Source organism: uncultured Barnesiella sp. (assembly GCF_946496565.1).
Classification (GTDB): Bacteria; Bacteroidota; Bacteroidia; order Bacteroidales; family Barnesiellaceae; genus Barnesiella; species Barnesiella merdigallinarum.
Map to the genome: position 1 here is coordinate 36,421 of NZ_CAMMHD010000003.1, position 12,848 is coordinate 49,268.

Sequence of the window (12,848 nt, forward strand, 5' to 3'; positions counted from 1 at the left end):
TCCACCTCATCGAACGAGGTACCCAAATGGTCACCTCGCACCATGAGTGTCCGCATAAAATCATAAGAGAGAGAACCGCGCTCAGCCACCACGACACGGTTCTCTCTCTTTTTTCTACCCTCTTCCACACAAAAACGAGAGGTCTGCCGGATTCGGCAGACCTCTCGTTTTATCTCCGCTTCCCGTCAAACGGGAAACAGCAGCACATCACTTCTTCTTACTTTTTCACTACACGGAAGCTCTTCGAACCCTCGTCGGTAGTCACAACCAGAATCATGCTACCGGCAGGAAGCGTATTGGCTTCTATTCTGTTTTCACCTTCGCTCACGGCTACACGTTTCAGCAAACGACCGGCCAAATCGTATACACAGGCTTCGCCGGCGGCTGTCGAGTTGAGGTTGATCTCACTCGTAAACATCGTGGGATAAACCGTCATTTGGGCAGCCCGATTGCCATCGATTGCCGAAGGAATATCTTCGAACTCAGCTTCAATATCGAGGCTTTCGGCCGGTACATCAACGGTGAGTTTGTTGTCCACCACGTCGGCCGTTCTATCGACCGAGTTTACCATGAGGCTGGCTACCTGGTAATTCTCGTCGGGAATCAAGGTAATCTCTACTTGTTCACCCACGATTATCTCGTCGTTGTTGTTGAGCAAAGCATCTTCACCGGCATAGCGAACCTCGATGGTACCGTTGGCGGGCGAGTTGAGAGTCAACACGGCCAAGTCTACGGGAGCAGGCTCCACGATATTCATCACGAAGTCGTAGCAACCACCCTTGTCGATAGCATCCATAGCCGTGTGCTCGTGGGCCGACTTGTTGTGCCAGGCATCGGAGAACTGGATTCTCAAGCGGGTTTCGGCAATCTTGGCATCGGCCGGTACCGTGATGTTGACTGTAAAGTCTTTCAGCATCGTGTTACCATTGGCCGACAAGGTAGCGTTGGTATCTTCGTACGAGTCAATACCGACCTTGGTAATCATCTCACCCTCGTCATTGAAGTCGTAGTCGCGATTCCAATCGGCAAAGAGTACGGCGTGGCACCAGATCATGGCTGTGGTACATTGTACACGCAGCGAGAAGGTCTGACCGGCCTCTACCGTAAAGGGAGCCTGCGTGTCGATAAATACGGTCGAGGGTTTGCTCGACTGGGTGTAATCGAGATTTTCAACGGCATCGGTCGTGGTGGCCGAAGTTACATAACGATCTTCGGTAGAATGTATCGTACCGGTAGGTTGCTCCCATCCGGAGAGGAAGGTGTAGGTGGCCGAAGCCATCACACTGTTCGACATGCCCTCTTTCACGGCAATGGCTTTGACGGTAACCGTCTCGTTCAACGTAATCGGGCCTTCATAGAGGGTCGATTCGGTAGTCGGAGTCGTATCGTCGAGCGTATAGTAGATTTGAGCATCTTCGGTCTCGGTCGTAATCGTGAGGGTTTGTTCCTCGGTATAGTATCCACTCTCCAGCGAGAATACGGGAGTAGCGACAGCTTCCATACCCGAAGGTTCGGTATAGGTATCGGCGTTGTCGGTGAGCCAGTCGAGCGAAACATTCAGGAAATAGGTGCTGTAATCTGTCGTGTTGTAGTTCTCTTCGACATATACACCTATCGTACCATCCTCGAGAATAGCGATTGACGAGTAGGCCGAACCGGTAGCGCAAAGCGTCTTCTTCACGGGCCAGGTTTCACCTTCGTCGTAGCTGAGGAAGAGCGATACGTTTTGTCTTTCGGTAGCGTGGTTGGGAACCGTGTGCAGAATGCGGTCCTTGTCATAGCCGTCGAGTGTAGAGGTATATCTGACGATGTCGCCGTTGCAGGCGGGTTCGATCATCTCGGCCCACGAGTCTACGGTAGAGGTGGTCTTTTGAGTCCAGCTGACGGGCTCGGTCTTGCTGGGCACGTTGTCCGAAATCGTGTAGTAGCGGGCACCCTTCGACTGGCGACGGATACTCATCAGGATGTGACCGTCGTTCAGTTCTACCACCTTCGACTCGTCACCGCCTACCATGGCGCAGTTCGATACGTTCCAGGTCTCACCGTTATCATTCGAGTAAACCACATGGTTGTAGAGGGTACTGCCCGAGTCGTGACGCATGGCGGCCACAAACATCAGCACACCGTTGCGGGTCTTCAAGCCGTTACCGGCGGCGCAGAACGAAGCGGTCCACGAGGCACGCTCGCCGCTGAAAATCTGGTTGGTAATATCCTCGGGAGTGCTCCAGGTCTGACCATTATCGGCACTACGCGAGATATAGGTTCTGATGCGGTCGGAAGTCGTCGAGGCAAACAGACCGTTGCCTCCGATGAAGATACAGAGCAGTTCGTTTTCGGTATTGGTTCTTACGATAGCGGCATCGCCATAACCATGTCCCACGCCCGTACCTTGAGCCATGGTTACAGGGTCGCTCCAGGTTTTACCGTTGTCGGTACTGCGGCGTACCACGATATCGATGTCTTCGGGAATATCGCCCTGATTATATTTGCGTTTGTCGGTAACGGCAACGAGCGAACCGTCCCAAGCCGTAATAATGCCCGGGATACGATAGGCTACCGAACCGTAATCGCCGGGAGCGAAGAGCAGTTTGCGGCCCAGCAGAATTTCGCGGCTGCCCGTAGTCATGTTGCTTACGGCCTTGGTATCGAGCATGGTCGGTTTGATGGCAATCACATTACCCTCGGCAGCATTGTCGGCTACATCGAAGGTAAGCCACAGGTATTTGGTACCTACGGGGCTCGAGCCCTCCAGCGTACACTCTACGGTGTTGCCCTCGGGAACACAAGTACCCAGCAGTTGGGCACCCGATACGTTACGACCGTCGAACGAATTCTGGTCGGTCATGTAAACCTTGATGGCTGCGATGTCCTGTACGTTGGTCGTTCCCGTCAAATCGAGCGAAAGGTTGCCAAACGTATAGCTGTTGTCGCCTTGGCCCGTGATGGCTACAACCATCGAAGAGGCTATCTCGTTGGTGTTGCCACGACCGGTGAAGTTGGTGTCGGCTTTTGACGTAACCGAATAGAGAGAGAGGTCGGAACCTACAGGATCGAAGCCCGAGAGAGTACCGTCGTGTCCGTGACCGCTCAAGTCGGGAACCGTCAGGCCCGAAATGTTGGCAAAGTCATAGGCGGCAATCAGGCCTTCGGTATCGGGGCCCACCGTAGCGTCCATGTCGGCGGCCACCTCGGCAGCAGTCAGCGCCTTGTTCCAGAAACGTACGTTACCCAGCTTACCATCCATCAGGTGCTCTACATCTCTGGAAGTGACATTATAACAGCAACCCAGATAGATATCGTTGTTATTGACTACCGTCCACGTGTTGAGTGCACTGTTTTGCTTCTGGTTACCCTGTACCCCATCACGATAGAGGGTCACCATGTTGGTGGAGCGGTCGATAACCATAGCCAGGTGCATCCAGGTACCAGTTGTTCCACTTCCTGCTCTACACCAGTCGGAGAAGATATTGCCCCCACCAGGGATAGGCGTATTCACGGCATAGTATTGGGAACTGCTGCCGCCGCCCCACATTTCATAACCGGTAGTTTGAGAGCTTTCGCCCATTACTCGGCGCGACACAAACCGCTGTCCGTTAATCAAGTCATCGACACTTACCCAGCAGGTAATCGAGAAACTTTTATCGGCCGTAATATCAAAATCGGAATGGGAAGGAATTTCGACATACTGGTCAGTCCCGTTAAATTCAATAAAGCTCTGTGGCTGAGCCCATGCTGCAGTATAGCTAGTGAGTAGTATCGCTACAGGCAACACATAATTTGCAAACTTCATGGCATTCTGAAATATTAAAGATAAAACGTGGTGCAAATATACAAATATTATAAATAAAATAGACATATTAAATAAATATATTTATTATTTGAAAAAATATGTTTTACAACATATTCATGAAATGTATTGCATCTCCCCGTACCTCAGTCCTCAGACATAACACTATTCATACACAAAGCCTCTAAACACCCTATCGATACAATGCACCTGCCTCATCACATATCGCCCCGTTACAGATACACGACCAGGATAAAGAGCCCCGATAAATAAATATCTTTATTTTATAGACCGGAATTTTCGAGACGACACCCATTAGGCATCTACCCGCATGCGCCTCGATTTATAAACGAAAAAGTCTTAAAAAAAGAGGTCCGAGACCTTTACAGGCCCCGGACCTCCCGGTTTTTATGGTGCGACTAAACGCGTCTTGTGTTTTTTAGTCTTCCTGTTCAACACCCCATTGCTGTTTGGCCAGACGACGGTAGTTGTTGTAACGCCATCTTGCATTGTCTTCGGCAGCCTTGAACAGTTCGGCAGCCTCGTTGGGATATTGTTTCATCACCGAAGCGAAACGAACCTCGCCTTTGAGGAAGTCTTGGAACTTCGACCAGTCGGGCTCTTTGCTGTCGAGCGTGAAGGGATTCTTGCCCTCGGCTTCCAACTCGGGGTTGTAACGCCACAGGTGCCAGTAACCGCAAGCTACAGCAGCAGCCTCTTCGGCCTGCGATTTACCCATACCGGCCTTCAGACCGTGGTTGATACAGGGAGCGTAAGCGATGATAATCGAAGGACCGTTGTAAGCCTCGGCTTCGCGGATAGCCTTCAAGGTTTGAGCCTGGTCGGCCCCCATGGCTACCTGAGCACAGTATACATAGCCGTAGGTCGAGGCGATAAGGCCGAGGTCTTTCTTACGTACGCGTTTGCCGGCTGCGGCAAATTTGGCGATGGCGCCGACAGGAGTAGCTTTCGAAGCCTGACCGCCGGTGTTGGAGTAAACCTCGGTATCGAGTACCAGCACGTTGACATTCTTGCCCGAAGCCAATACGTGGTCGAGACCACCGAAACCGATGTCGTACGAAGCACCGTCGCCACCGATAATCCATTGCGATTTCTTGATGAGGTACTGGCTGAGCGATGCAATCTCCTTGCAGATTTCGCACTTGTCGGCGTTAGCCTTCACGATGGGCGTGATTTTGGCCTCGAGCTCGACGGTGCGGTCGGTATCCTCACGGTTGGCAATCCAGTCGGCAAAGAGCTCTTTGGTCTCGGCCGGACAGCTGTCGCTTTCGATAGCCTGGTTCATGAGTTTGGCCAGACGGTCGCGCATCTTCTCTACGGCGAGCGTCATACCCAGACCGAACTCGCAGAAGTCTTCGAACAACGAGTTGGCCCAAGCCACACCTTTACCTTTTTCGTTGGTGGTATAGGGAGTCGAAGGAATCGAACCCGAATAGATCGACGAGCAACCCGTGGCGTTGGATACCATCTCACGGTCGCCGAAGAGTTGCGAAATGAGTTTCACATACGGAGTCTCGCCGCAACCCGAGCAAGCGCCCGAGAATTCGAACAACGGCGTAGCGAACTGCGAGTTCTTCACATTCGACTTGATGTCTACCAGGTGTTGTTTGCTCTTCACGTGGTCGGCGCAATATTCCCAGCGGGGAGCTTCGCTCAACTGGCTTTCCAGATCGGCCATCGAGAGAGCCTTGCCGTTCTTGTTGCCCGGACATACGTCGACGCAGTTGCCGCAACCCAGACAGTCGAGCACGTCGACCTGCATGCGGAAGTGCATGCCCTTCATCGTGGCCGGCACCTTCATCTCGAGCGTCTCACCCTCTTTGAAAGGCGAAGCAGCGAGCTCGTCTGCATCGAGAACGAACGGACGAATCGAAGCGTGAGGACAAACGTAGGCACACTTGTTACATTGGATACAGTTGGCATTATTCCATACGGGAACGAAAGTAGACACACCGCGTTTTTCGTATTTGGCGGTGCCGGCAGGCCAAGTACCGTCCTCGATACCCGAGAAGGCCGAAACGGGCAGGTCGTCACCGGCTTGTGCGTTGATGACTTTCACCACCTTCTCTACAAATTCGGGAGCCTTGCTTTCAACGGCCTCGTCGTCGGGAAGGTTGGCCCATGCGGGATCAACGGTAACTTTTTCGTATTCACCACCACGGTCTACGGCAGCGTAGTTCTTGTTGACTACATCTTCACCCTTCTTGCCATACGACTTCACGATGAACTTTTTCATCTGCTCGATAGCCAGGTCGACCGGGATAACCTCGGTGATGCGGAAGAAGGCCGATTGCAGAATGGTGTTGGTGCGGTTGCCCAACCCGATTTCCTGAGCAATCTTCGTAGCGTTGATGGTATAGAACGAAATGTTCTTCTGAGCCAACGTACGTTTTACGTTGTTGGGCAGGTGTTTTACCAGTTCGTCGGCCGTCCAGATGGTATTGAGCAGGAAGGTACCGTTGGGACGGATACCGCGCAATACATCGTACATGTGCAGGTAGGCCTGAACGTGGCAAGCCACGAAGTTAGGCGTATTTACCAGGTAGGTCGAGCGGATGGGGGTATCGCCGAAACGCAGGTGCGAGCAGGTGAAACCACCCGACTTCTTCGAGTCGTAGGAGAAGTAAGCCTGGCAATATTTGTCGGTGTTGTCGCCGATGATTTTTACCGAGTTCTTGTTGGCACCTACCGTACCGTCGGCACCCAAACCGTAGAACTTGGCCTCGAACATGCCTTCGCCACCGAGAGCCAGCTCCTCTTTCGGGGGCAGCGAGGTGAAGGTAACGTCGTCGACGATACCGATGGTGAAGTGATCTTTAGGCTCGGGCAAAGCGAGGTTCTCGTATACCGACAGGATTTGAGTCGGGGTAGTATCTTTCGAAGCCAAACCGTAGCGGCCGCCTACGATCAGCGGGGCATCGGCCTTGCCGTAGAATACGTCTCTTACATCGAGGTAGAGGGGCTCACCGTTCGAACCGGGCTCTTTGGTACGGTCGAGTACGGCAATGCGTTTTGCCGTCTTGGGCACAGCAGCCAGGAAGTGCTCGGCCGAGAAGGGACGATACAGGTGAACGGCTACCAAACCTACCTTCTCGCCCTTGGCCATGAGGTAGTCGATAGCTTCGCGGGCAGCCTCGGTTACCGAACCCATGGCGATGATTACGCGGTCGGCATCCTCGGCACCGTAGTAGTTGAACAGGTGGTAGTCACGGCCCGTGATTTCGTTGATTTTCTGCATGTAGTCCTCTACGATAGCCGGTACAGCCTCGTAATATTTGTTGGAAGCCTCACGATGCTGGAAGAAGGTATCGGGGTTCTCGGCCATACCGCGCATAACCGGTTTCTCGGGGTTCAAAGCGCGGGCGCGGAACTCGGCCAAAGCCTCTTGGTCGATGAGCGGAGCCAGGTCTTCGTTGTCGAGAGCTTCGATTTTCTGAATCTCGTGCGAAGTACGGAAACCGTCGAAGAAGTTGATAAACGGTACACGCGAACGAATCGTAGACAAGTGAGCGACACCGGCCAGGTCCATCACCTCTTGAACCGAACCTTCGCACAACATGGCGAAACCGGTCTGACGAGTCGACATCACATCCTGGTGGTCACCGAAAATAGAGAGTGAGTGAGAGGCCAATGTACGAGCCGATACATGGAACACGCAGGGGAGCAACTCACCGGCAATCTTGTACATGTTGGGGATCATCAGCAAAAGACCTTGCGATGCCGTGTAGGTAGTCGTCAAGGCACCGGCCTGCAACGAACCGTGAACGGCTCCGGCAGCACCGCCCTCCGACTGCATCTCTTGTACGAGAACCGTCTCGCCGAAGATGTTTTTACGACCGGCAGCAGCCCATTCGTCTACATACTCGGCCATCGTCGAAGAGGGAGTGATAGGATAGATGGCAGCCACCTCGGAAAACATATACGAGATATGTGCAGCGGCTTGGTTACCATCACAAGTTAAGAATTTTTTCTGTTTACTCATCTTTACTGTTATTAAGTAATTAGTATTGTTTTTTCATCTCTATATCAATATACAAACCCAAACAGCCACAAAGGTATCAAGTTTTCGCTTCCAATCTTCATATTGTCTATGGCATAATAGAAATTGGGATTGATGCGGCTGCGGGGCACATTGCCCTGGACACGGAACAACTGCTCGCGATTGACCAGGAACTGCGCGTTCTTGCTGCCCATGTTCAACCGGTGGTCCTTGTGCAACGTGTTGTAAAAGAAGGTCTCGCGCACGGCCTGGTCGTTGACTTCGACCGAGCGGTTGGAGTATATGATGTTGGTATTGTGCATATAGACCATGGCCGGCTTCTTGGGGAACTCTTCGCCATCGCGATAGAGCATGTTGATGAGGCGGGCATCCTTCAGGCTCTTGATGTAGTTCATCACCGTGGCCCGCGAAATCTGTATGTCCTTGCTCAACTGACTCACATTGGTGGGCGCCGGCGACTGCACCGAGAGCAGGTACATGAGCCGCCGCACCTTGGGCAGATACGACAGCTCTATCTGCTTGATCAGGAGTATATCGACCTCCATAATCATGTTGATGTTCTTCACCAGATTTTCCGAGAAGTTGGTCTTATCGAGGAAGAACGGATAGTAACCGTGGTGCAGATAGCCGGGGAAGTAATCGAGCGGATTGACCTGACTGCAAATCTCTTGAGCTATCGTCTTGTGATGGGCCATGATGTCGTCGAGCGTGTAGGCGGGGAACCGGGTCGAAGCCATCAGATTCAGATACTCTCTGAACGAGAAGCCCCGCAGGTTGTACGAGTCGACCAGGCCGGCCAGCACGGGATTCTCCTCTTTCAACCGCATCACCGACGAACCGGAGAAGATAATCTTCAACTCGGGGAAAGTATCGTAGCAGTATTTCAGCTCTTCGGACCATCCGGGATACTTGAACACCTGGTCGATGAGCAGCACCCGGCCGCCCTGACTGTAAAAGCGCTCGGCAAACTCCCTCAACGTATGCTCCGTAAAGTATAGGTTATTGAGATTGATATACAGGCACGACCGGTCCAAGCCGTAATTTTCCTTGGCATACTGCAACAGAAAGGTGGTCTTGCCCACTCCCCGACTGCCCTTGATGCCTACCAGACGGCTGTTTTTGTTGATTTGATACATCAAGTCGCGTTTGACCGGCGACTCGACATGCTCAACGAGATACTTGTGTGTCCTATAAAACGATTCCACGGCTTCTCTCTTAAACAGGGGGCAAAGATAATAAAACCCGACTATTTTGGCAAGCCGACTTTGCAATTTATAGTGAGATTGTGGAGTTTACATCCGATTTTAACATTCTTTCAACTCTCTCTGTTCTCTCGATTTTCATCCCCTTCTCCCACCCGACGGGGCTTTGCGAGACACTCCATTCAACCGGGAGAGCCTCTCTCAAGGAGAAACAAAAAAAGAGAGAGGCTGCCATTCAGCAACCTCTCCCCCTATTGTGTTTTGTTCTCTTGTGCAGTAATTACTCAGCCGGCGAAATAGTAGCGGCACGGTCGAGGATATAAGAACCGAAGCGATCGAGTTTGGCATCGCTGGTCTTTTGCTCCAGTTGGTCGGGATTTACACCGTAAGAAACCAAAGCATCGTAAACTCTTTCGGCACGAGCCTTGCGCAGTTTGGCATTGAAGGCAGCCGTACCCGTTTCGCTGTCGGCATAACCGGTGATGACATATTTCTTGCCTTCGTTAGCCTTGATGGCTTTCGCTACGGCTCTCAACACTACGCGGTCTTTCGATTGCAGTTCCGAGCTGTTGATGTTGTAGTAAACCGTAACTACGGGAGCAGGTTCTTCAACCACTTTCTCGGCCGGACGATTCTTGCACTCGGCCAATTGTTGCTCGAGGTTGGCAATCTTGCGGTTGGCATCGCGCAACTGAGCTACCAGAGCATCGCCTTCGGCATCGCTATATTTGCCTACAACCGGTGCTACAACAGGAATCTCGGGCGACTTCCATCCACGATCTTTGAATTTGTAGGTTACACCTACCAAAGCCGAAAACGCTTTGCCGTGATTTCCTTCATTAGAAACGGTCGTTTCCAATACGTCGAAACGCAAATCGAGGTTGATGGCCCAAGCATCGCTCAAGCGGAAGCGGTTGAGCAAACCACCACGCATACCCATGTTGGCCCAATTGGGAATATCACCTTCGCCCGATATGCCTACAGGGACACTCATACCGACGTACAGGATAGGCGAATAAACGCGTTCGCGATAACCACAGAACAGACTCGCCAAGTCACCCATCACATCGAGACCGGGAACAATAAGGCCATACGATTGTTTATAATAGGTGTTGTCGAGCATCTCTCCACTGAGACCATTACCCCACAAAGCAGCACCTTTGATTCCGTAATAATCGGCGCCCAAACGCAAACCGATAATAGGTGAGAACCATTTCTCAACATTCAGTCCAAACACAGGGGCGATACGTTTGCCAAAAGAGGCATTACTATCAAAACGTCCCAAGCTAAAATCGGCTCCGCCCTCAAGCGAAATCATCCAATTGTCCTTAAAGCTATTCAAGACAATCTCTTTGGAAGATTCTGTTTTAGCTTCCTCCTGGGGAGCTGCTGCAAGCATTGCCGGCGTTGCTACTCCAGTAGCCATAAGCAAAACCGCAAATACAGTCTTCTTCATACTTTTTCCTTTTTTTAATTAAAACTACTTTAATATCGGCAATCCGACCCTCTTCTTTCAAGGAATAGAGCAGATTGCGTCATAGACCCAACTAAATTTTCGGATAAAGGTACACGTTTTTTTTTACTCAGCAAACAATTTTTATTTAAATTTACAAGAAAATCGCTTCTCCGTATTCCAGAGAAGCGATTTCGGTCAAATATGGCAATAGTTTCAACCTTTATTTACCAATGTATGAAGCTATTTCGTGCGCAATATGATCGGGTGTAAAGCCCAATTTCTCGTCGAGCACCTTATAGGGAGCCGAATAACCGAAGCGGTCCAGCCCGTAAATCTTACCACCTGTACCCACAACCGGCAACAGCGTCGAGGGCAAACCGGCCGTCAACCCGAATACGGGCAAGCCGGCAGGGATTACAGCCTCGCGATACGACTGCAGCTGGTCGAGGAAGAGCCCAATCGAGGGCACCGATACGATTTGTACCTTTACGCCCTGACCGTGCAGTATCTCGCTCGCACCGACCAGAGTCGACACCTCTGAACCGTTGGCAACCAGCACCACATCGGGGTTCTCGTCGCGCATCAACACATAGGCGCCCTTCTCGGCCTGCAAGGCATCGGCATAACGGTTGCCCGTAGCCGAAGGCAGGTCGGGCACATCCTGCCGCGACAGAATCAAGGCCGTAGGCGTATCGTTGTTCTCCATCGCCAGCTTCCAGGCGACCAACGTCTCGGCACTGTCGGCCGGGCGCAACACCAATACGCTGTTCTTTCCGCTGTGGTTTTTCAGCTGTTCCAAAAGCCGGATTTGTGCCTCTTGCTCTACGGGCTCGTGAGTAGGACCATCTTCGCCCACCCGGAATGCGTCGTGTGTCCACACATACTTCACCGGCAGCTCCATCAAGGCAGCCATGCGCACGGCAGGTTTCATATAGTCCGAGAATACAAAGAAGGTACCGCAAGCGGCCTGCATGCCGCCGTGCAGCAAAATGCCGTTCATAATCGAAGCCATGGTGAGCTCGGCTACACCGGCGTGCAGGAAGGCACCTTTGAAATTTCCTTTCGAGAAAGCACCGGTCTTTTTCAAGAAGGCCTCGGTCTTGTCCGAATTGGCCAGGTCGGCCGACGAAACCACCATGTTTTTCACCCGCTCGCCCAGATACGAGAGCACGTTGGCCGAAGCCGTACGGGTAGCCACATTGGGCTTGTACTCAATCGAAGCGAAATCGAGTTCGGGCAATTTGCCGGCATAGAAGTCGTGCAGCTCGGCAGCCAGTTCGGGATTCTCCTTCTCCCAGGCGGCCTGCACGGCCTTGCGCTCGGCCACAATCTTTTTCAGCTCCTCGGCCCGACGGGCATACAGGTCGGCTACCTCGGGGAATATCACGAACGGATTCTCTACGTTTCCGCCCAAATTTTCAATAGTCTTTTCGTACGACGCACCCGACTTGCTCAAGGGTTGCCCGTGCGTAGAATATTTACCTTCGAACTTCTCGCCTGTAGCCGTCACGCAGCCACGACCCATGATGGTCTTGCCGATGATGAGCGTAGGACGTTCGGTCTCGCGGTTGGCCAGAGCCAAAGCATCGCGAATGGCCGCAGGGTCGCACCCGTCTATCTCGATGACATTCCAGTTCCACGCCCGATATTTGGCTGCCGTATCTTCGTCGGTCACCGCATCGGTATCGGTCGAGAGCTGCACGTCGTTGCTGTCGAAAAACATAATCAGGTTGTGCAACCCCAGGAACCCGGCTACCCGACCGGCACCTTGCGAAATCTCCTCCTGTATACCGCCGTCGGAGATGAACGCATAGATCTTATGGCTGCACCACTCGCCGAAACGAGCTGCCATGAAGCGCTCGGCAATCGCTGCGCCCACAGCCATCGTATGCCCCTGACCCAGCGGGCCCGAGGTGTTTTCGATACCATGTTTCACATCGACTTCGGGGTGCCCCGGCGTGATGCTCCCCCACTGGCGGAACGATTTCAAATCGTCCATCGTATAGAAACCCGCCATCGCCAGCACGCTGTACAACATAGGGGACATGTGCCCGGGATCCAGGAAGAAACGGTCCCGATTGATCCATTGCGGATCCTCAGGATCATACACCAGAAACTCGGAATACAACACATTGGTAAAATCGGCACCACCCATGGCTCCGCCGGGGTGTCCCGATTTGGCCTTTTCAACCATTGCTGCCGTCAATACTCTTATATTGTCAGCCGCTCTGTTCAACAAGCTCGTATCGTTCATGGAATTTTTTTTACAAAAATAATACAATTCGCGAGTATAAACCTACAAAAACAGACAAAAGTTCTCAAAAAGAAAAAGAGAGCGAGGCTCCGGCCCCACTCTCTTTTATCTATATATTTATGCGATAG

5 protein-coding genes are annotated in these 12,848 nt (G+C 52.2%); all 5 read right to left on the reverse strand.

Annotated elements, in window-relative coordinates; all coding sequences use genetic code 11:
- Positions 1-217: 217 nt before the first annotated feature.
- The 5 genes from Q1K76_RS02400 to Q1K76_RS02420 all read right to left on the reverse strand — a co-directional run bounded on the left by Q1K76_RS02400 (position 218) and on the right by Q1K76_RS02420 (position 12,720).
- Entirely contained in the window at positions 218-3,790 is a 3,573-nt protein-coding gene (locus Q1K76_RS02400; RefSeq protein WP_300130757.1) for a chitobiase/beta-hexosaminidase C-terminal domain-containing protein, read from the reverse strand.
- Positions 3,791-4,226: 436 nt separating this feature from the next.
- Positions 4,227-7,790, reverse strand: a complete 3,564-nt coding sequence (nifJ, locus tag Q1K76_RS02405; protein WP_298663603.1) for a pyruvate:ferredoxin (flavodoxin) oxidoreductase — start codon at positions 7,788-7,790, stop codon at positions 4,227-4,229.
- 44 nt (positions 7,791-7,834) lie between these two features.
- Positions 7,835-9,013 (reverse strand): AAA family ATPase, encoded by a 1,179-nt coding sequence (locus tag Q1K76_RS02410; protein WP_300130761.1) that lies wholly within the window; start codon positions 9,011-9,013, stop codon positions 7,835-7,837.
- Between the two features lie 277 nt (positions 9,014-9,290).
- Entirely contained in the window at positions 9,291-10,328 is a 1,038-nt protein-coding gene (locus Q1K76_RS02415) for an OmpA family protein (RefSeq protein ID WP_300130764.1), read from the reverse strand.
- Positions 10,329-10,686: 358 nt separating this feature from the next.
- Positions 10,687-12,720, reverse strand: coding sequence for a transketolase (locus Q1K76_RS02420; protein ID WP_300130767.1), 2,034 nt, complete (start codon positions 12,718-12,720; stop codon positions 10,687-10,689).
- Positions 12,721-12,848 lie beyond the last annotated feature (128 nt).